17 protein-coding genes are annotated in these 25,352 nt (G+C 53.3%); 5 read left to right on the top strand and 12 right to left on the bottom strand.

Annotated features, from left to right (window positions below):
• Positions 1–69: 69 nt before the first annotated feature.
• Both I9185_RS13120 and I9185_RS13115 read left to right on the top strand, forming a co-directional pair.
• Positions 70–702 (top strand): tyrosine-type recombinase/integrase, encoded by a 633-nt coding sequence (locus I9185_RS13120; protein WP_210093283.1) that lies wholly within the window; start codon positions 70–72, stop codon positions 700–702.
• A 439-nt stretch (positions 703–1,141) separates the two neighbouring features.
• Positions 1,142–3,121, top strand: a complete 1,980-nt coding sequence (locus I9185_RS13115; protein ID WP_209834540.1) for a bifunctional 2',3'-cyclic-nucleotide 2'-phosphodiesterase/3'-nucleotidase — start codon at positions 1,142–1,144, stop codon at positions 3,119–3,121.
• Positions 3,122–3,338: 217 nt separating this feature from the next.
• Here the strand turns inward: I9185_RS13115 and I9185_RS13110 are convergent, their stop codons facing one another.
• The 6 genes from I9185_RS13110 to I9185_RS13085 all read right to left on the bottom strand — a co-directional run bounded on the left by I9185_RS13110 (position 3,339) and on the right by I9185_RS13085 (position 12,426).
• The gene (locus tag I9185_RS13110) at positions 3,339–5,048 is read right to left on the bottom strand and encodes an adenylate/guanylate cyclase domain-containing protein (RefSeq protein ID WP_210093282.1); all 1,710 of its coding nucleotides are present in this window, start codon (positions 5,046–5,048) and stop codon (positions 3,339–3,341) included.
• A gap of 367 nt (positions 5,049–5,415) precedes the next feature.
• On the bottom strand, positions 5,416–7,212 hold the full coding sequence (locus I9185_RS13105) for an adenylate/guanylate cyclase domain-containing protein (protein ID WP_210093281.1): 1,797 nt from the start codon (positions 7,210–7,212) through the stop codon (positions 5,416–5,418).
• A gap of 338 nt (positions 7,213–7,550) precedes the next feature.
• Entirely contained in the window at positions 7,551–9,245 is a 1,695-nt protein-coding gene (locus tag I9185_RS13100; protein ID WP_210093280.1) for an adenylate/guanylate cyclase domain-containing protein, read from the bottom strand.
• A complete protein-coding gene (locus I9185_RS13095) occupies positions 9,242–9,640 on the bottom strand; it encodes a GFA family protein (RefSeq protein ID WP_245218132.1) in 399 nt (132 codons plus the stop codon). Before I9185_RS13095 ends, I9185_RS13100 begins: the two co-directional genes overlap by 4 nt.
• Positions 9,641–10,802: 1,162 nt before the next feature.
• A complete protein-coding gene (locus I9185_RS13090; RefSeq protein WP_245218133.1) occupies positions 10,803–11,606 on the bottom strand; it encodes a dienelactone hydrolase family protein in 804 nt (267 codons plus the stop codon).
• Positions 11,607–11,964: 358 nt separating this feature from the next.
• Positions 11,965–12,426 (bottom strand): hypothetical protein, encoded by a 462-nt coding sequence (locus I9185_RS13085; protein ID WP_210093279.1) that lies wholly within the window; start codon positions 12,424–12,426, stop codon positions 11,965–11,967.
• 385 nt (positions 12,427–12,811) lie between these two features.
• Here I9185_RS13085 and I9185_RS13080 point away from each other — a divergent pair, with 385 nt between their 5' ends.
• On the top strand, positions 12,812–13,723 hold the full coding sequence (locus tag I9185_RS13080) for a homocysteine S-methyltransferase family protein (RefSeq protein WP_216598361.1): 912 nt from the start codon (positions 12,812–12,814) through the stop codon (positions 13,721–13,723).
• A 318-nt stretch (positions 13,724–14,041) separates the two neighbouring features.
• Complete coding sequence (locus I9185_RS13075) at positions 14,042–16,540, top strand: tetratricopeptide repeat protein (RefSeq protein ID WP_210093278.1); 2,499 nt, start codon at positions 14,042–14,044, stop codon at positions 16,538–16,540.
• 99 nt (positions 16,541–16,639) lie between these two features.
• Here I9185_RS13075 and I9185_RS13070 read toward each other — a convergent pair whose 3' ends face one another.
• The 6 genes from I9185_RS13070 to I9185_RS13045 all read right to left on the bottom strand — a co-directional run bounded on the left by I9185_RS13070 (position 16,640) and on the right by I9185_RS13045 (position 23,829).
• Positions 16,640–17,566: a DMT family transporter gene (locus tag I9185_RS13070; RefSeq protein WP_171638578.1), complete on the bottom strand. Its 927-nt coding sequence runs from the start codon at positions 17,564–17,566 to the stop codon at positions 16,640–16,642.
• A 450-nt stretch (positions 17,567–18,016) separates the two neighbouring features.
• Positions 18,017–18,373: a hypothetical protein gene (locus tag I9185_RS20455; RefSeq protein WP_245223562.1), complete on the bottom strand. Its 357-nt coding sequence runs from the start codon at positions 18,371–18,373 to the stop codon at positions 18,017–18,019.
• Between the two features lie 465 nt (positions 18,374–18,838).
• Complete coding sequence (locus I9185_RS13060) at positions 18,839–20,083, bottom strand: DUF3179 domain-containing (seleno)protein (protein ID WP_171724059.1); 1,245 nt, start codon at positions 20,081–20,083, stop codon at positions 18,839–18,841.
• Positions 20,084–20,142: 59 nt separating this feature from the next.
• A complete protein-coding gene (locus I9185_RS13055; protein ID WP_171724060.1) occupies positions 20,143–21,810 on the bottom strand; it encodes a sulfatase-like hydrolase/transferase in 1,668 nt (555 codons plus the stop codon).
• 101 nt (positions 21,811–21,911) lie between these two features.
• Complete coding sequence (locus I9185_RS13050) at positions 21,912–23,549, bottom strand: sulfatase-like hydrolase/transferase (RefSeq protein WP_171724061.1); 1,638 nt, start codon at positions 23,547–23,549, stop codon at positions 21,912–21,914.
• Position 23,550: 1 nt separating this feature from the next.
• Positions 23,551–23,829, bottom strand: a complete 279-nt coding sequence (locus tag I9185_RS13045; protein WP_170347524.1) for a hypothetical protein — start codon at positions 23,827–23,829, stop codon at positions 23,551–23,553.
• A 122-nt stretch (positions 23,830–23,951) separates the two neighbouring features.
• Between I9185_RS13045 and I9185_RS13040 the strand changes: the two genes are divergently transcribed.
• Positions 23,952–25,268 carry an adenylate cyclase gene (locus tag I9185_RS13040; protein ID WP_245223561.1) on the top strand — a complete coding sequence of 439 codons (1,317 nt, stop codon included), beginning with the start codon at positions 23,952–23,954 and terminating at the stop codon, positions 25,266–25,268.
• Positions 25,269–25,352 lie beyond the last annotated feature (84 nt).

The following is a 25,352-nucleotide window of genomic DNA, read 5'->3' as shown; positions in this document are numbered from 1 at the left end:
TGTGATATGTTGCATCGGTCAACGTCGGGTTGTCGTTCTGGGAGGGCATGGCGGATCGGAGGATAAGTCATGGACACACCAAACCTACCTGCCATTCGCGCTTTGCGCCCAGCCTGGAACAAAGGCCGCATCGTTGGTCAAAAGCGACCACTAAAGCCAAAACATGTCTGGGCGATCCGCGTCAGGCTCGAACTCGCCGAGAATCATCGCGATCTGGCGCTGTTCAACATGGCGATCGATAGCAAGCTCCGCGGTTGCGATCTGGTGAAGATGAAAGTCGTTGATGTCATGGCGTCCGGTCAGATCAAGGAGCGGGCATCGGTCCTACAGAGCAAAACACAGAAGCCTGTGCGATTTGAGATATCCGAAGGCACACGCGCCTCGGTCGAGAAGTGGATGGAAGACGAGCTCATGGTCGGCTCCGAGTACCTTTGGCCGGGTCGCTTCCATGAGCGGCTGCACATCTCGACCCGTCAATATGCGCGGATCGTCCGCGACTGGGTCACGTCGATCGGTCTAGAAGCAAGCGCCTATGGCACGCATTCGATGCGAAGAACCAAGGTCACTCAGATCTACAAGAAGACCGGAAACCTTCGTGCGGTTCAGCTCCTTTTGGGCCACACCAAAATGGACAGTACGGTCAGATATCTGGGCGTCGAACTCGAGGATGCCCTAGCCATCGCTGAAGCCATTGAAATCTAGTGAAGTTGGGCCGCCTACATGGGGCGGCCCACACCTGCCGTTGATCGGTGGGTATCATCGCTGCGGTGCAGTCCGTCGGAGGAGACATTCGCTGCAGTAGCAAAATTTGGTGACGACCAAACTCAGAGCCTGAATACAAAGTGGGCCTTTAGCAAAATCAAGTATACTTCGACCGCAGTTAGCAAAGCTGCCCTCTTTCGGCTTGGTGTTTTGCTTTGTTCAGGCTCGAATGACCGAAAGTTTCTGCGCCTAATTGCCTATGCAGCTAGAAGCTCAGGCTCACCACTTGCGGTACATTAGCAAACCTATGATGTTTGGGTATGGTGCTGAATACCACCAACCGTGAACAGCGCGAAAGATGTTCTCGCAACCCATGTCATACGGATGTCGCGGGAAGCCTGCAAAAAACATGTTAACTAACCAACTTGAGAGGTGCCCAATGTCTTTCTCTAACCGAAAAATTTTTTCCCGTCGCCAGTTTCTTTCCACAACAGCTGCAAGTGCCGCTACGATTACACTTCACCCCTTCTCGGCTGCTGCGGCCAACAATCAGGCGCATCTTCGGATCATGGAAACAACCGATATCCACGTCCATGTGTTCCCCTACGACTACTATGCAGACAAACCCCGGGATACAGTCGGCCTGTCCCGGACCACCTCGATCATAAATGAAATCCGTTCTGAGGCGACGAATTCGCTTTTGGTTGATAACGGGGACTTTCTGCAAGGCAATCCGATGGGCGACTACATCGCCTATGAACGCGGTATGAAGGAGGGGGATAGCCACCCAATCATCACCGCGTTCAACACAGTTGGTTATGATGCAGCCACACTGGGCAATCACGAGTTCAACTATGGGCTGAACTTTCTTGAGACCTCTTTGGCAGGTGCAGATTTCCCAGTGATTCTTGCCAACGTAGCAAAGGAGAAAGGCGCGAGCCCGCGCGATGACAAGACGCTCATCCAACCTTACACCATTCTCGACCGCGAAATTGAAATGGGTGACGGCACAAAGCACCCGCTCAAAATTGGTGTAATCGGTTTTACGCCTCCGCAGATCATGAACTGGGACCGCAAGCATCTCGAAGGCAATGTCGAAGCGCGGGATATCGTTGAGACGGCCAAGGCCTATGTGCCTGAGATGCAGGAACGGGGCTGCGAACTGATCATCGCTTTGTCGCATTCGGGGATTGGCGATGCCAATCACGCGGATGGTATGGAAAACGCATCGGTTGTGCTTGCTGGTGTCGACGGAATCGACGCGTTGGTCACGGGTCACAACCACTTGGTCTTTCCGTCGCCAACATTTGCGGACCGTCCCGGCATCGATGTTGATAAAGGTACTCTGATGGGCAAACCCGCCGTTATGGGCGGTTTCTGGGGGTCACATCTTGGTCTGCTTGATCTGCTGTTGGAACGAGATGGGAACGAATGGCGGGTGGTAACCACCACATCCGAGGCACGACCTATTTCCAGAAGGAACGAGGACCGATCAATCACAGCACTGGTCGGAGATGATCAGCGAGTCCTCGACTCGGTTGCGACAGATCACGACGAAACGCTGGTCTATGTTCGCCGCGCTGTTGGCAAGACCTCAGCTCCTCTGCACAGTTATTTCGCACTGGTTGCAGATGACCCATCAGTCCAAATCGTATCAATCGCGCAGAAGTGGTATGTCGAAGACATGCTGAAAGGCACTGAACACGAAGGCCTGCCAATCCTGTCTGCGGCAGCACCTTTCAAGGCTGGTGGCCGCGGTGGTCCAGAATACTACACGGATGTTCCAGTTGGTGACGTTGCCATAAAAAACGTAGCCGATCTGTATCTCTATCCGAACACAGTGCGAGCGGTCCGCGTGAATGGTGCGCAGGTCAGGGGTTGGTTGGAACGGTCGGCCGGAATGTTTAATCAAGTTGAATCGGGTTCAATAGATGCGATCCTGCTGAACCCGGAGTTCCCATCCTACAATTTCGACGTGATGGATGGTGTGACCTATCAGATAGACCTGTCCCAACCCTCGCGCTTCGGACCCAAAGGCGAAGAGATTAACCCTGATGCAGCGCGGATTGTAAACCTGACTTACAATGGCGAACCCGTTGCTGATGAAATGGAATTCATCATCGCCACCAACAACTATCGCGCATCAGGCGGTGGATCATTCCCCGGAGCGTTGGGTGATACAATCGTATTCGAAGCCCCGGATACCAACCGCGACGTCATCGTGCGCTATATTGTCGAGCAGGGTACGATCGATCCAAAGGCAGATGCCAACTGGTCTTTTGCGCCGCTTGGGGACACGACGGTATTGTTCGAGACCGGCCCAAAAGCGCGGGACTATATGGGCGACGTCAAAGGTGTCACAATCGAGGACGCCGGAGAAGGCACCGACGGCTTCGCAGCCTTCCGGATCAAGCTCTGATCCAATTGGAGCAAGAATACCACCTGTCACCAGTAAAGCTGGTGGTGGGCTTACATTGTTGGCTATCGGCCCTTACCAGCTATTCGTCAGATCAGGCGACGCCGCAATGCAGCTTCTCCGAAGCGGTCATTGACCGATCTCGCAGCATTTTCGCGGGGCCGACGACTGCAAAGCGGACGAAGCCGCCGGATTAGATCGCATGCCAGGTTTTGCTTTCTCAGATTGGGAGGCCTGCTTTCAGCCATCCATCCCGCCACTGCCCCGAGCATGCGGGAACGCTGAATATGGGGAGTCTCGTTTGCTCCTTGATGTCGAGATCCGGACGAAGTTCCTTCAGTTCAGCTACCGCAGCCCTTGCTGACTCCAGGTCTCCGTTTTGAGCCAAGGATGCGATGAGCATGAGATGCGTAATCACGAATTTCGCCCTAATGGCCAAGGCGTTTCGGTTGGCTTGTACGGCTTCACCATAGCGGCCAAGTTGGAAAAATGAGGAGGCTTGCCCGACATATGCTGCGTGTCGTAATGGATCTTTCGGACTGAGATTGATCGAGTGTGTCGCGTGTTCCAGAGCTTCTTCGGGTCTGTCGAGAAAATTCAGATTGATGCCAGCAAGCATGTGAACGATCGCAGCGTTCGGATTTTCAGCTAGTGCTTGTTTGAAAACTGCGCGCGCGCGCGGCAGGTCTTGTGCAAGCATCGAGATCGAGTGTGCGGCGTAAGCCAACGCAATTCCATCCGCGCGATCACTTAACAATACACATTCCGCTGCGGCGACGGCAGCCTTTGGCCCTTCGTCAATCGGTTTCAGCCCCTGCACCATCCTTTGGATATGCAACCACGCAAGCAATCCAGCTGCCGACGAATAATCAGGATCGCGCTCCAACGCCAAACGTGTAAGGCGAATGGCCTCACGGTTGTCTTCGTCCGTCAACAGGTGAAAATGTGACTGGGCCTGGAGATAAAGTTCATACGCATCGAGGTTTTCTGTCGGTTTTTCCCGAGCGCGGACCGTCTCGGCATGGCGAACGGACGGTTCGATCGCCGCGACAACTTCCTGTGTGACCTGATCTTGAAGGTCAAAAACATCGTCCAGCAACCCATCGAAACGATCGGCCCAAAGATGACTGCCATTCTCGGCATCAATTAACTGTCCTGTTATCCGAAGACGCTGGCCTGCGCGCCTCACCGACCCCTCCAGCACATATCTCACGCCGAGCGCCTGCCCGACTTCGCGAATGTCGGTGCTCTTACCTTTAAACGTAAAAGATGAGTTTCGCGCCACGACCATCAACCAACGAAACCGAGACAACTCTGTTATGATGTCCTCGGTTATTCCGTCAGCGAAAAACTCTTGCTCCGGGTCGCCCGACATATTGTCAAACGGCAGCACAGCAATACCGGGTTTCTCAGAATTGACAGTTGGACTTGTAACCGCCGAACCGATAGGCCAATGCCACACACCAACTGGGCGTGCAATGTTCTTCAACTCAGTCTGCTGGCCGCCAGAGAACGAGGCGGCGGCGTTCCTGTCCAGGCTGTTATGTGCTGTATCAGAAAGCAATATCTGCCCCGGTTCCGCTATTGCCTCGAGACGGGCAGCTATGTTGATACCGTCACCGAATATGTCATCACCTTCCGAAACGACTTCGCCGGTATGTATGCCGATGCGGATTTGGATTTCCTGTGGTCGGTCAGCGATCTGAACAGCAATCGCGCATTCTGTTGCGGCTGATGCAGAGCGAAACTCAACAATCCATCCGTCGCCCATGCTTTTGATCAGTCGCCCATCATGGGCTGCCAAAGCGGGTATTAGATGATCCTCTCGGAAAGCCTTGAGCGCTTTGAGTGTTCCGTCCCTATCCTGATCCATCAACGCCGAGTATCCGGCAACATCAGCCGCTAGCACCGCAGCAAGCCTCTTTTCCATAGTTCTCTCCCCGCTTGTTGGAAGCTAGCCTGCAAAGAGAGCACTGTCAGCCAGATAATCAGAGCAAGGAGGTCCTATCAGGAAAGCGCAACCGCTTTGGGCTCCTTGTCGCCATTTTATCGTTCGCAGCATGTTCGCCCGACAGGTCGCTCATCCCGACACGAATGGCCCTTAGCTGCTGTATTTGGGGCCGATTTTTCTACGACGCGACTTTCCGAAAGCGAACTTCTGAGAAGCGTTGCGGAAAATGTCGGTTAGGGCGACGCAACCGTCACGGAAATTACCAAGATTGGATAGGGACCTTTGAATATCCAGAAGACCAGATCTCCTAGCAAATCGGAGCATTAGCAGACCGATATGCCATATCTCAACACGACACCCGTACAAACTTCACTGGTGTGTCAAACCCAGACAAGCTTGCTTCGTCCCATATCAACTCGCGCTGCCGGACCGAATCCAGCAATTCTGTTTGTGCCAATTCCTGTGACAAAACTACCTCTCCACCTTCCGCTTTCGATTGAAGACGCGCGGCCAGATTTACTGTGCTTCCAAAGAAATCCAGTCCCTGGTCTGAGCGCATGGCGACACAAGTCCCCTCGTGGATGCCAATCTTGAGTTTCAGATCAGGGTGGTTATTCAGTGCATTGAACTCGGAGATCTCGCGCTGGACGTCAATTGCAGCCTGAAGCGCTGCTTCACCGTCAGAGAACGCGGCCATAACTGCATCACCGATAGTTTTCACCACGATGCCACCGTGTTTTCGCACGCACTTTTCCATGACCTCGAAATGCGAAACCACAAGCGCATATGCTGACGCATCGCCAATGGATTCATAAAGCGCAGTAGACTTCTCAAGATCAGAAAACAGGATAGCAACCTGACCAATCCCCGCCGTCTGTTTAGCCCCGAGTAATTGATCGGGACAGAAATCGCGGAAAGCTGGCAAAGTGGCAAGCCTGCCGATCGTCAGCCTGTTCTTGCTGAACTTGGCGTTTTCCACCACGATTGTCCGTAGCTCTGACCCATCATTGCGAACTGAAATTGTGCGACCAGACCGTGTCGGATCACTTTGAACAGTATCGCCCGTTAGCGTCACACCAACCCAGGACGTACCATCGTAATCCGCAACAATTTCACCACCTGCCTCAACCGTCCGAATGCGGTATTGCCCCGCTGGCACAGCCAGTTCTTTTTCAAGGGCCTGGTTCGACGCAACTGCTTCCTGCCACTTGATGTGTGGCACATTGGCAGGGGCCATCATGCAAAAGCTTCCGCGTGGCAATGTCCGGAGCCATGCAGACGGGCTAAACACCAATTCGACATTGTTCACGAAATCCCGGTCAAAATCGACATTGCACGACGAACAGTGCGCCGCGTCCGGAACATCGGCGAGGTTTTCTGCATCGGCTTTTCCATCGCGGCAACGCGGGCAAAGGATGACCCACCGCATGCTGAGGACGCCTGCCTTATGGGCAGCAATGCAAGTTTCGATAATTTGTTGTTCTGGCACGCCCCAGGCACTTGCCAGTTTCAATGGACGAATGCGGCGCAAAGAATGCGGATCAGCTTTCAACAGGAAGTTGCTTAGCGCACCGGTCAATCCGTGACCAAACGGGCCTTGGTCGATCTCCTCCATCGCCTCCGCCAAACGTTGCTTGGCCCGTCCGGATACTTTATGCAACTCGCCCCGCGGGACCGGCAGACGCAGGTTCTCGTACTCGGCCATGGTCTGGCGCATGGCTTTAACCGGCTGCTGCGTCATCCAGTGAAGGACACCGAGGCGAATAAGAGCGGTCCCGAGCAAACTACTCCATCGCGCAAGAAAAATACCTTTGACGGTGGTTTTCCCATCGTTTTCATCGAAATGGACATGGACCGTCAGCTCATTAAAGGGACCAGTTTCAAACAGGCGGGTTTGGCTGAAATACTTTTGGACAGCCCATTCCCCCATTCTCTCTCGCCATCTAAGCTTAATCAGACCAATTTTCTTGTACGCTGCGCGTTCGATTGATCCATCTGCCGTAACCACATCTTCAGCTTCATATGGAGAGAACCCGGCGCTGCTGATGGCGTGCATACGCTGTGAGTCGGACAACAAGGTCCAGACCTCATCAACTGGTCTGTCGAATGTCAGTATGTGCTCGATCTCGAGTGTTTTTTCCATTCCCGCGCCTATGAGCGACATGCCAAAACATTTTGGTCAACGGATCCGCAGATACAAATGGCTTCCCCAGAGAAAGTGCCAACCATGGCGCTTTCAAGCAAGCATGAACTACGCGCCAGTTGAGTTTGCGTTCTAACCGGAGACTACGTTTATGAGGTTAATCGAGAGACGCATGAAGTGCTGAATCTGATCGGAGCAATTGCCGATATTCCGAATTGAGCGCTTTCGCTGCCCGCTAATCCAAAACTAGGTTTATGATCATTCGCGCATCTCGTGGAGTTGGAAGACGATCTTCGCATCCAGTTTGAAATGCTTGTGGCACAAACTCGGGCGAGCTTCTATTCGGGCAGCCCCAACGAGCGAAGCCCATCCAGGATAGCGTCCCAACGTGTTGGGTCCTGAAAATGGAACCTGCGCACGCCGCTAACTCGGAAGTCCGGATCTGACGCAATTAGGGCATCCCGCGCCCTTTCTCCTTGATCAGGTAGACCAGCCTGACCAGCCGCGCTGGCAAGATACAATTGTGCGACCGGTAGTCCCGGCGAATTTTGCAGCGCTCGGTTGGCGTTGGCGATAGCTTTCTCGAAGTCGCCCATAACCAGATAAGTCTGGGCCAACGCTTGTGGGACGCGGTGATAAATCCGGTTCTTGGCCAGAGAAAACGAGCCCTTTTTGATGGACTTCAGCGCCAGCTCTGGTTGGCCCATCAAGTTCTGGATCCAGCCCAGTACCATATGCCCCTGGGCGAACTGCGGACTGATTTCGAACCCGCGTTCAACACACCGCACCGCCGCATCCAAATCGCCGGTGATACCGTAGTGAAAAATCCCCCGGATCAGGTGCACGTAGTCGCTTTGATCATTCAACGACACCGCCTTGCTCAGCCCGGCGTCAGCGGCTTCGATATCCTCCGGGCTTATCGGACGGTAGCCCCAAACCAATTCGCCAATCAACGTGTTCGCCTTCATCCCAACGGCCATGAAATTGCGTGGCTGGACCGTCAGGATCCTGTCCAACAGATGGCCGGCCGCCTCCCATTCTTCGGGCTGCGATCCCATCATGTAATGCCCCGCAAGGTTCAGCATTGCCTCGGGGTCGTTTGTCTCCGTTTCCGCTGCGCGCTCAGCAATTCGCTGCAGAATTCCGTATCGGATCGTTGTTGCGATTTCCCCAGACAACAGATCTTCTGCCGCGAAAGGGTCGGAAAGATCACCGTTCATCCGCTGGGTCAGGTAGGTTGCTGACGTGCTCGTCTCACGCAGCTTAAGTGTTGCGCGGACCTGGTTGCCGGAGGCCTGAAACACCGCCGTGGCGATATGATCCGGGTCCGCGTCGGGGGCGATCAGATCCAATCCCGTCAGATTGGCAAGCGCCGCCTCCACAGTATGATTGCAGGCTTCGGCCAGCATCTTTGCATCGTCATTGCTGCCGAGAGCTTCGAACGCAGCGAGGGCTATCGTTGGTTTTTTGGACGTAACCCCGATGGACGGTGTGGTGGCACTGTTCAGTGCACCACGTTGGTCGGGAGGCCAGACAAAGGCGCGGATCGGGCGCGAGATGTTTTTCAGTGTCAACTCACCGACATCAGCGAACAGCTCGTCCATTACGCCAACAATCTGGTCACGGACAGCAGCAGAGATGCAGATCCCGCCCGTCGGGGCTGCGCCTTCTAACCGAGCCGCAAGATTCACACCATCGCCATAGATATCACCATCATCAACAACCACATCGCCCATGTGAAGGCCCATGCGGTAACTGATCTGCCGATCTTGAGGCACGGACTCTTCCTCTGCGCGAACGGCTTCTTGTGCAGATATCGCGAAGCGAACCGCTTCCACAACGCTTGAAAATTCGGCCAGAAATCCATCGCCTGTCGACTTGATGATCTTACCCCCAGCCTGCTCGATGCCGGGGTCGAACACGGACAGGCGCAGTTCTTTCTGACGCGCCAGCGTGGCTTCCTCGGCAGCTTCCACAAGCCGCGAGAAGCCGACAATGTCGGCAGCCAAGATCGAGGTAAGTTTGCGCTTCACCCTTGGGCTCGCCTGTTCAAGGAAATCCAACCGGTTTTGTCCGGTTCGGGCATAGCGACACCATCCCCTCCGAACGATGTCGGAACCGTCTTCCACTTTGGCAGGCCATCGGCCATGTCGAAAACACGCTCGCCGTAGAAGATGTGAAAGGCCGGCTCGAAGCTCATCCCAGATTCATCCAGCGACATTGCGTAGACCGCGACGATGTCCTTTCCGGGTTTGATATTTACCAACGCCCCCCCGCATTTGCCGCAGGAAACACGATGGCTTTCATCATTCTTGTCCGATTGAACCGTCGGTCCTGACAATGAGACATTGTCTGCCGACCAGAGGCACCAAGCATTGACAGGCGCCGAATGCCATTTTCTGCAAGAGTGGCAATGACAATATGCCATGACCATCGGCTTACCGGCAGCAGAAACACTACATGCGCCACAATAGCAGATTCCTTGGTAGGTTTCAGAATCGCCACTCATCATCTTCTTCCCAAATCGGTCAAGGGCGCTCTTTGTAACACACTAGGGACACCCGGCTTCCTCAATACACTTCTACACATACATCCCAATTGTGCTGCCCCAAAGTAGCTTCTTCGTCTCCGCTGCTGAACTTCGAACAATGTCCTGAAAAAGCCTCTGTCCGGTGTCCATCGCAATCACTCGATTTCGGGGTTTCAGCCAGATTAATATGTCACCATGCCAAAGGTAACGACAACAACGGAAGCTCTTGCAACACAGATCATTGCTGCGTTTGATGGCCTTGAGCCACCTGCTGATGATGAACTTCTTCACCCCGAATGATTGGATGACGTGGATATTCTTGCATTCTATGGCGGGGTCAAATGGCATGAGTTGACCGATCAAATGATCGTACACGGTTACGCTGCCCCCACGGCTTTCAGTACTACTTGCCCGCGTATCTGATTTGGAATCCACAAAACTCAGACAGCCCGGAATATGCCGGTGAAAGCATTCTGCTGGCACTCAACCTAGGCACATCGAATGAAATGCTGCACGAGTTCAGGAAGTCCAAGTTCAACCAGTTAACGCCTGCACAGAACGAGGCCGTGTTGAGGTTTCTGTATCATTTCAGCGACCATCCTGCTCTCGGTGAGCTTGCGGATGCAGCCTTGGTCAATTACTGGATTGACCAAGGCGTGCGGTCATCGGGTCGATGATTTTTATGTATTTGATGTGGCTCTTCGCAGCGCTATTTGTCCTAACCGGGTTACTGCTGTCAGTGGCTGAGAGTGAGTAATGGAAACGGCTATAGGGCGGGTCCAGTGCGCTGGCACTCGACTTTTTTGCAATATCGATGGCAGCAGTTGGTTTGCTTAGAGGCCAGATAAGAGTTCATTTTTCGATTATCCGCCGCTCCAGCCAGCCGCGTTTGTTCTTCAGCGCAATCGCATTGGTATTCGCCGCTGGCATCAGTGTCATCATTGCTGCTATCTGGGAAATTTTCTTTAAGTATTAGAAAGGTTTAACCGGCACGGTGTGCCTCAGAGCAACCGGACTAGTTTTGGCTAAGCTGACACGACCGCTGTGATTTCGTGGTTCGTCAGTTTTCCAAACCTTCGAACCAGTCGAGCGCCATCGTGCCCCAATCTTTTGGGTAGCCGTGTCCGCCGTCGTGCAAAAAGAGTTCAAGACTACCGTGTTCGCATTCCCACCGTTTGCGCCAGAGATTGGCTCTCACTTCGTTTTCCGCCGCGTTGTGTTGGCATTCGTTAGTTTGGCGCCACAACGCAAGACCTTCCCAGATATCGGCCTGGGTAATGGTGACATCGAATTCTTCATTGTGTATTGATCTGCCCTCAAGCGGCACAACTTTGTCAGTGAAACCGTGTGTGTGAAGCATGTGAACTGGCCCGAGGCACTCTTGCGTCATTGGGAGCCAGAAGCCACCGGAAGCAGGGGCATAGCCACGCGCCAGATCTGGTGCGAGGCACGCAACTTCCCACACCATGGAACCACCTCGTGAGAACCCTGTAAGCAACACCTGGTTCGGATTCACTTTTGCGCGGGTCGCGACATCCGCCAGCACGTCACGGAGAAACCTGACATCAGAGCGGGGATAGGTGATCCACCCATCCCGAACCGACCAGTCAGCGGGTTTGCTTTCCTGCCATGGCAGTGCGGTCGGCGCCACAAACGCATAGCCCCGCGCGGTGAATGCTTCGACGAACTGCTTGTTTTTGAGCACCTTTGCTCCGGACCCGCCATAGCCATGCAAATGTATCACGACTGGCCCGCCCCGCCATTCATCTGGAAGGGTGATATGGTACTCACCAGTGTCTATTCTGCAGGGTTTGGTTACTTCGCCGCAATCAAGCGCAATGGCCTGTCCCGAAATCAGAAACATGGACAATGCAGTTGTTACTTTTTCGAGCATATCTGGTCCTCACCTAATGTCTGACCGTACCATATTACGAAAAGGATTCTTTCGAGACGGCGTTGGTGCAGAATTCAAGTTTGCGGAGCAGCCTCACCTGACTGGTTCAAGTTGATTGTTAGTGCTTCAACGGCTTTTGATCCTTCAGGATGATGGTTTGAGTTGCCGGAGGGCGAAACACGAACTCACATTTCGCGGGGACCAAGCGGACGTACGCCGCAATAATGCAAGTGATCCCGAAAGGATTTAGACCAAGCCGCGATAGCCACTTAAGACCGACAAAGTTCGAGACCAATCGAAACTGTGCAGATACTGAAGCGCAGCCGTCTTAGTCAGGGATTTCCACTGTTCCGACAATGTGAGTTCGCCTCAGGGGCAGCGCTTGGTATGCTGAGGCGATGTCTGTTGTCGCGATACCGCTGCCAGTCATTCCTTCGTAGCGCCCTGTCCCGGAGACGATTTCCCAAGTGTTTGCCTCGCCTTTTTCCCCGGCCTTCCATCGCATGATAAAAGTATCATCACCTTCACCGAATACGCATGTACCATTGATCGAGTTGGTGCCGTCTTCGAACCCAAATCCCGAACCCAAACATCTGGCGGGCCCGTCATCCATTGGACCTTCAATTACTTCGAAACCACCCGTGTTGTCCGTCAGGTGAAAAATGTGATCACCAAGATCAAAGTTCTCTTGGTTCAGAGGGTAGACATTGTTGATCTCGATACGTTGCTCGTCAGCACTGGCGGGAACACCGAGTATCGCCAAAAGCTGGATGATCCATAAGATTCTCATTTGGCTCTCTAAAAAATGTCACTCATCTTAAGGGCCTTCAAAGCATTTACAATCAGCAAAAATGCTGATGACCGTCCACTTATAGTGTGTGGGGAAAGCGCTAATACAATCTCGAGATTGGGCCTTCACGGTCGTTAGATCGGACACAGAAAGTTAAGCTGACGGGTAAATCTGCCCGACGAGGTGGCCCAAATCGGCCATTGGCAATGGCTTGATGTATCCGCGGTTCAGCCCGCCGAAGGGGGCGTTCGCTGCGGTTGCGAGTTGCCCGGGAAGATGAGGTCATTCTCACGGCAGACACCCTGTCGCCGCCCTAAGGTTCACAGGAGGCCCAAGACAATGTAGGTTTCTTGTGAAAGCATAACGGCAATAGGCGTAGATCAGAATGGCCCGACAGCTCTCACTCGAAGGTGATAAGACCTTTCTGGTTTACGCCGGCACTGGCACCGACCTGATATTCAATCATGGAGTTGAGTTACCCGGTTTCGCGTCGTTTCCATTGCTGGAAGAACCTAGCACTAGGGCAATACTGGCCGGTCAAATGCAGGCACTTGTCGATCTCGCCCGTGAAATGAATGTCGGATGCATCCTTGATGCGCCCACATGGATGGCGAACGCCGACCGGGCAGCGCCCTTGGGGTACGATGCAGAACGGCTCGCCGAAGTAAACAAAGATGCGGTCAGTCTAATGGAAGAACTGCGCCAAGCTTCCGCACGCAATGATGTACTGGTGTCGGCCTGCATCGGTCCACGTTATGATCCTTACGCCGACATCCCGCCGGTATCCGTCGAAGATGCACGTCAATACCACGCCGCTCAAATGCAAAGCCTGAAAGACACAAGCGTCGATCTGGTCACCGCTTATACATTCAACCGTCTCAGCGAGGCAGCGGGATGCATCCTCGCCGCCCGAGACGCTGATCTGCCAATCATAATGTCTCTGGTTGTTGAGACAGACGGGCGCCTGGCAGACGGAACCAAACTTGTGGACGTAATTGATCAGATCGACGGGGCAACCGACTCCGCGGCGCTGTTTTTCATGGTCAACTGCGCTCATCCGACCCATTTCGGCAGAGCGCTTGGCAACCACCCCCGACTTAGAGGCCTGGTGGCTAACGCTTCGAGTTGCTCGCATGCGGAACTTGACGAAGCGGATGAGCTGGACGAAGGCGATCCAATTGAACTTGGCAAACAGATTGCCTCGATTGCCCGGCAGAATCCGTCGATTCAAGTATTTGGAGGGTGCTGCGGTACGGACATGCGCCACCTGAAATCGATGGTCGGCGAATTGGCTTAGCCAACTTGGTTCAATCTACACGTCGACGTTGAAAGCTCTGGGGATACCGAGATTTCTTTCCGCAACTTGTTAGGAGCGGCCGAATGCAATCATTGATCGCGTTCAATTGCTCATCGGTATTTTTCTCGTTCAAAGCGGACTTTCACGCATGTTGCAGCCCTTCGGGCTCTATAGGGCAGATCCAGCCGTCGCGTAGAAAGCTCTGACCGGTCGATTTAAACGCCTTGGTTCACACTATTGCTTGTGTATCATGTCGGGAAACGGTGCCGCCTTACAGATATACACCTTCCTTGGCCGCACTTCTGCGGAGTGACGTTAATGCCCGCCATCGATGATCTCTCATGGCCTGAAGCATATTTCGAGCTTCTGCCACTGATAACTGACAAGTGGTCAGTAGAGAATGAAGTTTACTTTCACCGTCAGGTAAGCGCCGGTAAGTCCGGTGCCCTTGTCTATATTGTCGACATTACATGCGATGGATTCAGTGGTCAGGCCATTCTCAAATTTGACGCCCTTCCCGATCCGGAATGGAAAGAAAAAGCCGAAAACCAAAGGCATCTGGAGGCGTTCGAGGCGGTTCCTGCGTTTGGATCAAAGCATCTGGCACGCATCGTCCATTCTTTGGAACACGACCGTAAGATCGCGATCCTTTCCACGGTCGTGGCGCAAGGACTTGAGTATTCGCTTCCCTGGAACGATTGTGGCTACGAGCTCGCCTTGAACGTTCTTCAGCGGCTGTCGAGAAGTCTCCTTGACGACTGGAACGTCGATTATGAAATGGCACCCGGATTGCACTCGCCCCGGGATCTTCTTTCCGGATGGCTCGGCTACAGACTGGATCCCGATCTAGGTCGTCTACACCAGTTCCTTTCGGATGTTTGCGGTCATGATCCGAACGAACGTTGCCTAATGTTTGAAGGTCATTGGTACCCGAATCCGTTGGCTTTTGCCTGCGACGAGAAACTGCCAGGCCGATTGAGCCTCAGAGCGGCGCAAGGTCGCGTGCATGGGGATCTCCATGGGTACAATGTACTGGTTCGAGCGCACCAAAGCCGCGATCCTGATTATTTTCTGATCGATTTGGCGCTATACGAAGACAACCAGTTTTTGTTTTACGATCATGCGTATTTTGAGTTGGCATACCTGCTGGCACGACGCGGAAACTGTAGTCCTGCTCAATGGGATGCCATCCTTGATGACCTTGGCCTCTTTCATTCAAAACACCACACATTGGGGCTTTGGCAAGATGACGTCGGCATCGTCGAGTTCGTCAGAACTCTCCGACGAGGGGCTATGAGTTGGGTTGAGCGCCACGAAAGCCATCGGCTCAGCTTTATGGAAAGCCAATACTTGCTGGCCCGTGTAGCAGTGGGCCTGAATTTCGCGCACAAGAACCTCAGCGTCGGTGCACGCAGCCACGCATTCTTGTACGCAGCTCACAATCTCAAAGACTACATGACACTCAACAATGTCGAATGGCCCAGGCACGGACCTGTGTTTCGATTTCCGACAACACTGGAACCTTTGTCAGGCTCTCAACCTGAGGCCGAAACCCTTGCACCAATGACCGAGCCTCCAGCCGAAAAAGACCGTCTGTTAGATCAGATGGTCACTCAGCTTCCAACGCCGCAAAAGCCGGTAATCGCAGTGTTGCCATTCGACTGTATCAGTGGGCAAAGTGACGACAATGGATTTGTGGCGGGCATCAACCATGAACTTGTGACCGAACTTGCAAAGGTGGATTGGCTGTCGGTGGTCTCACCCACTTCCACCAAGCTCCTCAAGGATGCTTCACTAGCCGGCGAGGAAATCGCGCAACGTCTCGGGGCGCATTATTTGGTGGAAGGCAGCGTGCGCTATGACGATCAACGCGTTCGCGTAACGGCCCATCTGGTAGATACATCGAATGGGCATGATCTTTGGGCCGATCGCCTGGACCACAAAACGGATGATGTTTTTTCCCTGCAGGAGGAAATCGCTTCGGCCGTTGTTGGGCATATAGATTGGGAGTTGCGGTTCGACTTGCGTGAACAAGCCCGACTAAAACGTGGTGAGGTCAACGTTTGGGACAAAGTTCAAAAAGCACTGTGGCATCTATTCAAATTCACAGATGAAGATACTCAAAAGGCAAAGGATATATTAGCCAGAACCATCGACATGACGCCGGACTATTCGCTTGCGCATGCAGTGATGGCAAATGCCGAGCTTCGGAAACTGTTCTTTGACCAGGTCGATGATCGGGAAGGGGCGAAGGAACGTGCACTCTATCACGCAGAGCGCGCTGTGGCACTGGATGAACAAAGTAGTTTCGCGCATGCCAGCCTCGCCCGTGCATACACCCAGTTTGACAGACACGACACCGCGATAGCAGAGGCAGAACTCGCAGTCAGCCTCAACCCAAGCGCAGCAAACGCACATTTGGTCCTTGGATATGCGCATCTCGCAAATGGGCAGGCGACGCTTGCGTTACCGCATTTTGAGACCGCAACCCGATTTGGCCCATCCGGTCCATATTTCAAGATCAAGTTGTTGGCTAAAGCATTTTGTCTTTATTTTCTCGACAGATTTGACCAGGCCGAGGCTTGTGCGAGAACAGCATTAGAGGGGAAATCGGTTGATCCATTCGGCCGCTATGTGTTGGCGGCAATATTGATACGGGGAAAAGCCACAGACGAGGCGAGACGAATAATTCGCCAGAGCCAGGAAAAACGCCCCGACATGTCTTGTTCGCGCGTCCGTCTGGCGTTCGAAAACCTTCAACAACGCGATCTTGACAAATTTGTCGGTGACCTCATGAAAGCTGGTTTACCGGATTGAGCTTCGCGCCTTGTTGGCTGGGCAGTGCGGTAAAATATTCCATTCAAATCGCGGCACCCAAAAACGATGCCAGATACCGTTCCACTGGCAGCGCACCTATCAATGAGGCGGATGGTCCGTAGCAGCTGGTCGACTGTGCAATCGGGTTGCGATTAGAACACCACCGATAATCAGCACACCGCCGACGCCTTGATAAATCTGAAAGTCCATACCCTTTAGAGCAACGGCTTCGACCGCAACGAGTATCGGTACGAGATATGCAAATAGGGAAGCAGTTGATGCGCCAACTTCGTTTGTCCCGAAATTGAGCAAATGGAGATAGATAGCACCCATGCCAACTCCAATGAACAAGATCGAGCCCCAGACCTGCCAGGAATAGTCTAACGGTTGAACCGTGCCAGCTTCGTGAATCACGACAAACGGCAGCAGAACGACAATTCCAACAATGAAAATCACGAACAAGCCTTCGTCAGGCCTGGGGTGCATGTTCCATTTTTTGAGAAGAACCAAATATAGCCCGCGGCAAGCATTGGACGTTATCATCAACAGGAAGGCGAGATGCGGGTTGAAATTGAATAGGTTTTCTAGATCACCACGAAACGCAAAAACCAGCGCCCCAATGAGTGCAATTATTACGCCCAAATACTGGACAGAACGCAAGCGTTCGTTAAGCAGGAATGCAGAAAACAAGATCGTCAACAAAGGCACACTGGTGTACCCCGCGCCAAGATCTATTAGGTCATTGGATCGGAGCGCTGAATATACAAACCAAGGCGTCGCCACCACACCAATGCAAGCAAGGATTGTAAAGCGGAGCCAACTTCTTTTGAAGTGTTGGAGCGGTTTGCTCCGCCCTCTCATAACAAGAGGAAAAACAAACATTGCCGCAATCAAGCAGCGCCAAAATGTCAGTACAACCGGGTGCACTTCACTAACTGCCAGATTGCCGAACAAGAAGTTCCCAGCGCTGATCAGCATTGCGAGCAACAATGCCCCATAGGCTAGCGCGGTTCTATTCATTTTCATGATTACATCAGAGCATGACCAGCTTTTGAAACAAAGTATCAAACGATGCAGCGTTTGCGTGAATGTTGTATTAGAAAACTTGTACTGCTTCGACCTTGAAAATCGAAAACCGGCCCGTTCCTGCCGTTAGCGAACGGGTCAAGATGCTGCGGTCGCAGCCCGCGTAGCCGCCATTCGCTGTAGTTGCGAAAGCCAGCCGAGGTGAATTCTCACTCTGCGGTTGAAAGTGGCATCGCGACTTAGACTTGCTTCATTCATCGCTTGATTTCTAGAGTGAGAACAAACTCCAACCAGCTATCGATGCTGGGGTTCAAGAACTGGTGCCAGACACGAAGACAAATCTGAGGACACAGCGAATATGATTCTCTAGAACTTTCTGCAGTCTACTCGCGCCAATCAAACGATGTTCGTAACATCACAACCCAGTCTCGAGTTCACCAATAAAGAATTCTAGAAACGATAAGTCGCGCCTAACACTGGCCCTGACTGATCAAATGTAAAATCGCTACCGTCGATCTCATGGTCAAACGAGATATAGCGATAGCCGCCGCGGATCAGCCATCTGTTGTTGATGGCATATTCGGCGGTCAACAGAACCTGCCATGTTTCACTGCCGCTGCGGAAACCTCCGTAGTCGACGAAACCGGTGCCGGACCATTTGTCCGAGAACCGGACGCGTGCTCTGGCGGCGATGACAGGGTCGGTCCAGCTGTCGTCGGCGGTTGTTGTCCTCCCCGGTGTCGCGCCAGGGAGAAGGGTGAACTCTGTATCAGTGCTGAACCACCGGAACCCTCCGGCGACATCCACCGGATAGTTGGTGCTTCATACACTCGGTAGCCGACATAACCGCTTAGGTATTGCGTGGTAAATGATGTCTCGAGGCCCGAACTGGCGGGGCCGGGAGTGCTGTTGCTGAACGACAAATCTGTGTAGTTGTAATCTGCAAGTATAAGCCATCGTCCGTCGGTGGCCGAGAACGCTCCCATAAAGGCGAAATCTAGGTTTTCCAATGCATCAGAAAAACTGAGTGTACCGTCCAGTGTCCCCATGGGGGTGCTTAAGGATGTTTCTGTTTCCGGCATGAACAGATAAATCGTGGCCTCGTAGGACCAATCGGATTGTTGTGCCGCAGCCGTTGTGGCTGCCGATGCCGATAGCGTTGCCGCGCATAAGCAACTTTTCACCCATAGTGACGAAAACATTCTGTTCCTCCCGACAAACATACAAGTTTCAATAAATTGTCGTTGGTTTGAAATTGTGTGGTCCTGATTTTCATTCCGCAGCTTCTTCCGTCGCCATCGAACTGTTGCCGACGCGATTGATATCTGTGTTCGGGAAAAACTCGGACCAAACGTGCCAGAATACGCCTGCGCGCAGGGTTTCTACACGTTTTAGCTGACCCTGATCCGAGTGACCCCAGAAATCGCATTTGGCCACCGGTTGACCCGAGTCGTTATACCAAACGCCCAGGCTTTCATATTTCGGATCTAGGCTGACCACGACATCCCGTCCTCCGACTTTGGCGGTCACGATCCAGTTGTTCTCGATGATGAAATCGTCGGTCCAGCAAGCGACATCTTGACCAATCGTAATTCCCCAGACGTAGGTTTTGTTCGGCAACCGGTGGTCTGAACGATCCATGTTGTCCATCACAGGAGCGTCTTCCTGATGTTGGCGTCCGATGCCCCAGCCAAAGGTGATCTCGGTCATCATGTCCAGCAGACGCAGCAAAGGGTTCGTGGATGGTTTGTTCAGAAACACCTCACCTTCTGGATAGGCTTTCTGAAACCCGCGGAATGTCATTCGAAAGGTGGGCCAAGGCCTCATTTGCGCTTCGGGCCGGAGAGGGCAAGCAGGACCCTCGGAGTTGGGGTCGCGATCCGCCTCGCGAAAACCGTAGATATGCTGGATCGGATCGCCCGTGTCGTTGTCACGCAGTATCAAGTTGTTGCCATGCTGGGCCAGAACCTCAAGGTTCAGGCGCCGTCCTTCTATTCGCGGTGTGTACCCCTGACCCAGATTGGCCATCGCGCAGTAAGTCATTACCACATCCTCGCCCCCCAGCCCATCTACATCGCCCGCCAAATGAGGGCGCATGATCTGCGCATCCGGGTGCGCGCGCGCGTGACCATTGTGTTCGATGACGATGACTGGCGCTGTTGGACCGACATATTTTCGCGCTTCCTCGATAGAAAAATACTGGGCGTCGTTGAGCTGGTTTCTCAGGCCCAAATGCACCCACACATAGGGAAACCCATAAAGAAGCAAGGTCAGCGCAGCCGTTACGAGCCAAAGCCAGAAAGGGCCGCCCCCCAAAAGGAAATGTGCAAGGGTTGCCACTACAAATCCGCCCAGGCCAATGCCAATCAGGCGGTATTCATGCCGGATAAAGCGCACCATATTCTCGCGCTTTACTTTCAGCAGCATTTGCGAGACATCGCCAAGGTCGCGGAAATAGACAAACCCGATTCCGAGAGACACGATCAATCCCAGTGCGAAAATTATGCTACCAACCATGCTGAGATCCTCGATTTTGGTGATTACAGTCCTTCGCGGTTCATTACGAAAGAACAGGCCTACTTCTGGGGCGACGCGCGCTTGATCATGAAAGCTTCAACGGCTTGCTGTGTCTCGGGACGAATGTTCTCAATCCCCTCATAAGGCATGCCGTAGGCGGGCGGAGTATCGGGGTATTTCTCTTTCCGCGCCTTGTGGCGGCCCAGTATACGTACGAATTCCTGCCCACCCCAAGACCCGACTTCGGTTGAGACCGAGTATTCTTCGCGGGTGTCGCGGTAAAGATCGAAGAATTTTGCTAAAATTGCGCTCTCGCCGGGTCCCGGCAGTTTGAGCTTAAGCTGATCCTTAACGATCGCCTCGGGTTTCGCGACCGAATAGATGATCACGTGATCGCGTCGCGCTTTCGATTCATCCGCGAACAGTAGCGCCGCCGACTGATCGACACCATCGACCAGACGATCCCTTGGGATGAATCCATCCGCCCCGGCAAAGCGCGAGATCGTGGTATAGAGGTCCGAAACATGAATGATGCTGTTTAACAACCCGTCAGCTTCAATCATGCCCGGCCAGCGGATGAAGGCGTCCACGCGCACGCCACCTTCAGTCGTGTCGCCTTTACCGCCCGCGTAAATCAGTGGGGTAAACCCGGATTGCGGCGCGTATTTGGTAAAATGCCCATTGTCGCCCATAACCACAACGATGGTGTTTTCGCTGAGCCCTAGATCATCCATGCGCGCGAACAGATCACCCAGCCACTGATCCAGTAGCTGCATCTTGTCGACATACAAGCCGCCATTCGCGCTTTCCGGCCCGTCACGGCCGGCGCGGGTATTGTCCAGCGGGATCATCGGCCAATATTGCAGGAAGAAGGGCGCGTCCCCAGTTGCAAGGCGTTCCAGTTCCTGAAGTGTTTTATCCTGAAACGCCTGGTTCATTTCGTCGTATTTTTCGGCGTTCCAGCGTTCTCCGGCTTCCATGCGGATTTCGCGAATGGCGCCGCCGGTCTCGCCCTCGATGACGGTCATCATCGCCGAGGCATCCGGTCGGAACCAGCCGTCCAGTGTGTATTTATCCTCATAGTCCCGGATCGCGACCGAGACCTGTTCTTTGATCGCATCATCATTAAAGATTGTCAGCTGGCCCTGCTGGTGGATGGCGTGCTGGGCATAGTCAAAACCCTGATTCATCGCCCAGCTTTCGGCAATATCGCCCATATGCCACTTGCCGACGTGGCTGGTTGCATATCCTGCCTGTTTCAAGACTTCGGCCAGCGTCACTTCATTATCGGGCAATCCAAAGCCAGCGATATCGACGGTCGTATCACCCATTCCCATACGCACGGGCAAGCGGCCGGTCATTTGTGCCACGCGAGTCGGGGTGCAGGACGGTTCAGTATACATCCGAACCATACGCAACGCTTCGTCCGAAAAGTCGTTGATGTTCGGAGTGTCGTACCCACGGACAGCGTTGAGCTCGGGTATACCCATATCGCCAAAGCCCATATCGTCAATCAGAACGCTGACGATATTTGGGGGTTGCCCATTGTTGCCGTCACGAAAAGCGGCCAAAGCCTGATCAACGGCAGCGTCATCCTGCACCCATTGTTCCGCGCGTTGGGCTTGCAGAATATAAAACTCAGCATCGTGTTGAATAGGGTCGTCCTGAGCCTGCAAAGGTGGGGCGGCAATGCCTGCACACAAAACCATAAGCCATTGTAGTTTCATTCCATCTCCCCCAGGGTTCGAAGCCGAGCTTCGGTTTTTGACTTCGATGTGATTACCATCAGTAACATCGTTATATTCGAATAATTACTAAATTTGTGATCTCACTGCCAACTCGTGAATACGTCGCGGGTCAGTTCGGATTCCGGGCGCAGGTTTTCAATGCCTTCATAAGGTGTACCTTTGCCAATCTCTGAATGCGGATACTTGGCGATCATCTTCTGGTGACGCTTGATCATATCTTGAAAAGATGCCCCGGCCCAAAGCGAGTAGCCCACCAAAGGGTGTTCCTCTCGGGGGTCCCTATAAATATTATAAGTCGGAGCAGCCGCGCCGGGTTGACCGGGGGCAGGAAGATGCATCTTGAACTCCTGCTTGACGACCGAGCGCAAGACAGGTCCTTCGTAGATATAGACATAGTCGCGCCGCCCATTTCCCTCGCCGTTCAACAGCAAGGCCGTCTGGTCGATGCCGTCTATTACGCGGTCCCTTGGGATAAAGTCTGTGGCTCCGGCAATTCGCGCCATCGTGGTGAAGATATCTGAGACGTGAAAGATGTCACCGGCTGCGCTGTTGGCTTCGATCACACCGGGCCAGCGAATGAACGCATCGGTTCTTACGCCGCCTTCAAGATGCTGGGTTTTGCCACCGCGATAGATCAGCTGGTTCAGACCGGATGAGCCTTCGTAGTGATACATCAGGCCATTATCCGCCATCAAAACAACAATTGTGTTGTCCGCTTTGCCAGATTCTTCAAGCTTGGCCAAAAGATCTCCGATCCAACCATCAAGCAGTTGCAGCTTGTCGGCATGAAAACCGCCATTTCGTGAAATTGCCTGATCCGGGTAGACGAAGTTCAACGGGTAAAGCGGCCAGTATTGTAAGAAGAATGGCGCATCCTCGGAAGCGACGCGTTCAAGTTGCTCCAACGCCTGCCGTTGATATCGTTCGTTCATCTCTTCATATTTGGTCTGCGTCCACACTTCACCGGCTGACATTTCTACTTCCTGGGCGGGTCCACCGGCTTCGGCCTCGACACCGGTGACAAGGCCGTATGGCTTGAACCGTTCATCCAGCAGGAACTGATTGTTCTGCCCCTCGGGCACATAGCCGAGCATGGTGTTGGACCGCATTGCCTCGGGGGTCATGAGGCTCAGCTGTACTTGCTGGTGGAGTGGAAATGCGGCCCAATCAAACCCCTGATTGTGGGGGTACGATTGTTCGATGTCGCCTTGGTGCCATTTGCCGACATGCGCCGTATTATAGCCGACCTGTTTCAGAATCTCCGGCAGTGTCACTTCACTGGCCGGAAGGCCCTCGCCAACCAAAGCCACCTTGACCTCTTCCACACCTGCGCGAATTGGGTGGCGCCCTGTCAACATGGCTGTGCGGGTCGGAGTGCAGGAGGGTTCGGTATACATGCGCATCAGCGACAAACCTTCGGTGGCCAATTGATTGATGCTGGGTGTCTCGATCCCCATGACGTAATTCATCTTGCGGTCACCCATCTGACCAAAGCTGACGTCATCAATCAGGATGTAGAGGAGGTTAGGGGGCTTATCGCCATTGGCCGCACGAATTTCGGCCAGCTTGGCGTCGACTTCAACGTCTTGTGCATCCCATGCCTCACCAAACTGCGCGCGGAGGAATTCAAACTCGCCGTCATGAACAATTGGGGTTTCCTGAGCAAGCACGGAGCCAGCACCAATCAACAACGTAGGCAAGATATATCTAAGTTTCATGTCAAACCTCCAAATCTTTGTTCCGTACCGATTCCGCACGCGCGCCCTGAGCCCGCAGGTGTCCGTCAATACTGCTGCGCAGGTCCGAGAGGCTTTCTGCCAGATCCGCGAGATAGCGCATCTGTAGAACTGAATGCGACTTTGGCGGCATCGCCATTTCTGCGAAGACCTCTTTGTAGTCGCGACAAATTTGATCGAACTCTTGGTCTTTTTCCCGCAGGTTCCGTAGCAGACGACCCGCTTTGGGAAATTGAGATTCAAAGAATTCATCATCCGTCATTGGCAGCGCTTTTTAGGCATTCTCCCTCTAAGCATGCATCCAAAAGAATATGTATTGCACGTTTCAAGCCGCATGCTACGGTAGCAACGTGACGTCAAACCCTTATTGTGAAAGGATAGTTTTTGAACGTCAGCGTGGGCAATCAGGGCCAGACTGGTACTCAATCGTTCTCGGGCGAGCAGTTGCGTGCCGCGTTGGACAAGGTTCTGAGGTCGGATGAATTCAAAGGATCCGCCCGCATGCGAACATTCCTATCTTACGTGGTGACGGAAACGCTGGAGGGTCGTTCCGACGAAATACGTGCCAAGACCATTGCGATGGATGTTTATGGATACGACGCGGATGAGTTATTGAAACGCGAGGGCGTCGTGCGTGTGGATGCCGGGCGTGTTCGGCGAAAGCTGCAATCTTATTATGACGGTAAAGGGATTGCTGACGAATTGGTTATCTCACTGCCCGTCGGGGGTTACGCACCCGAATTTTTGCCGGGCTCCAGTCGAAGCAGACGAAGCTTACGCGGAAGGCGACGGGCTACCGCAGTCGTTATCTCGCTTTCACTATTAATAGTCAGCATTCTTTTTGGTGTCCTGATTGGCCGCAATTCGCAATCTGTAGCACCCAAAACCGGCAAAACTGCAATCTACGACGTGTCACCTGCCCGTGTCGAGGCAATGAACCTAAGCGACGCAGGCCGGGATCTGATTTTCCCTGTTACGGATCTGGCCCGGCTTCAGCCCGCGTTGTTGATTTTTAAAACAGCGATTGAACGAGACCCGTTATATTACGGGGGATATGCTGGTGCTTCTCAGGTCGAAACAATGCTCGCCATTATGCAATCGGGCAAGCCCGGTTCAGACGAGTTTTTGCACGCAGCGGACAAGAATAGTGCTTACGCTTTGGAAATGGCTCCGAATGCACCTTGGCCGCTTTCAGCGCGAGCCTGGTTTGAATTTGGGGTGGGCAATTATGAAAGCGCGGTTGGATTATCCCAAAGGGCCGTAGACTTGGCACCCGATGATTCACATGTTGCTGAATTCGACGCCCTGATCTCCCTTTACACGTCCGATTTTGATCGGGTTCTGTCGCAATCAGTGAGATATAGAGCACTGGCCCAAAACGGTGGAGGGCTAGTTTTTGACAACGCATTGGGTGCGGCTCAGTTCCACACGGGAGACTATGCTGCCGCAATCCGAACGTTTGATAAAACAATATCTCGCGGTGGGCCGTTCGGACCAATTTCCGCAGCTTACCTTATGGCAGCCCACTGGAGGAACGGAGAACAAGCTGAGGCACAGCGGCTTGCAAGAGTATTTTCGGACACTTGGCCAAGCTTCCCCCTCGAAAAACTAAAGGCTCGGGTGTTTGTAGACCCACAGCCAGTTCAAGAGCTGATCAGTGCAATGATAGCTGCAGGTTGGTCAGGACCCGCCAAGCCCTGACGATTTTCTATAGGGTTTGTAATAATTCGTTCAGAGGCATGCGCTTCCAAGGAGGAGGTGCGTTGGTTGTGAAGTGGACGAACC

The organism is Ruegeria sp. HKCCSP346 (genome assembly GCF_017872595.1).
In the GTDB taxonomy this organism is placed as follows: domain Bacteria; phylum Pseudomonadota; class Alphaproteobacteria; order Rhodobacterales; family Rhodobacteraceae; genus Ruegeria.
This window is presented reverse-complemented; position numbering and strand designations above follow the sequence as displayed.

Coding starts and splice junctions, on each gene's coding strand:
- I9185_RS13120 (WP_210093283.1), top strand. CDS start 70: ATGGACACACCAAACCTACCTGCCATTCGCGCTTTGCGCCCAGCCTGG.
- I9185_RS13115 (WP_209834540.1), top strand. CDS start 1,142: ATGTCTTTCTCTAACCGAAAAATTTTTTCCCGTCGCCAGTTTCTTTCC.
- I9185_RS13110 (WP_210093282.1), bottom strand. CDS start 5,048: ATGGAAAAGAGGCTTGCTGCGGTGCTAGCGGCTGATGTTGCCGGATAC.
- I9185_RS13105 (WP_210093281.1), bottom strand. CDS start 7,212: ATGGAAAAAACACTCGAGATCGAGCACATACTGACATTCGACAGACCA.
- I9185_RS13095 (WP_245218132.1), bottom strand. CDS start 9,640: ATGGCATATTGTCATTGCCACTCTTGCAGAAAATGGCATTCGGCGCCT.
- I9185_RS13090 (WP_245218133.1), bottom strand. CDS start 11,606: ATGTTTCTGATTTCGGGACAGGCCATTGCGCTTGATTGCGGCGAAGTA.
- I9185_RS13085 (WP_210093279.1), bottom strand. CDS start 12,426: ATGAGAATCTTATGGATCATCCAGCTTTTGGCGATACTCGGTGTTCCC.
- I9185_RS13080 (WP_216598361.1), top strand. CDS start 12,812: ATGGCCCGACAGCTCTCACTCGAAGGTGATAAGACCTTTCTGGTTTAC.
- I9185_RS13075 (WP_210093278.1), top strand. CDS start 14,042: ATGCCCGCCATCGATGATCTCTCATGGCCTGAAGCATATTTCGAGCTT.
- I9185_RS13070 (WP_171638578.1), bottom strand. CDS start 17,566: ATGAAAATGAATAGAACCGCGCTAGCCTATGGGGCATTGTTGCTCGCA.
- I9185_RS13060 (WP_171724059.1), bottom strand. CDS start 20,083: ATGGTTGGTAGCATAATTTTCGCACTGGGATTGATCGTGTCTCTCGGA.
- I9185_RS13055 (WP_171724060.1), bottom strand. CDS start 21,810: ATGAAACTACAATGGCTTATGGTTTTGTGTGCAGGCATTGCCGCCCCA.
- I9185_RS13050 (WP_171724061.1), bottom strand. CDS start 23,549: ATGAAACTTAGATATATCTTGCCTACGTTGTTGATTGGTGCTGGCTCC.
- I9185_RS13045 (WP_170347524.1), bottom strand. CDS start 23,829: ATGACGGATGATGAATTCTTTGAATCTCAATTTCCCAAAGCGGGTCGT.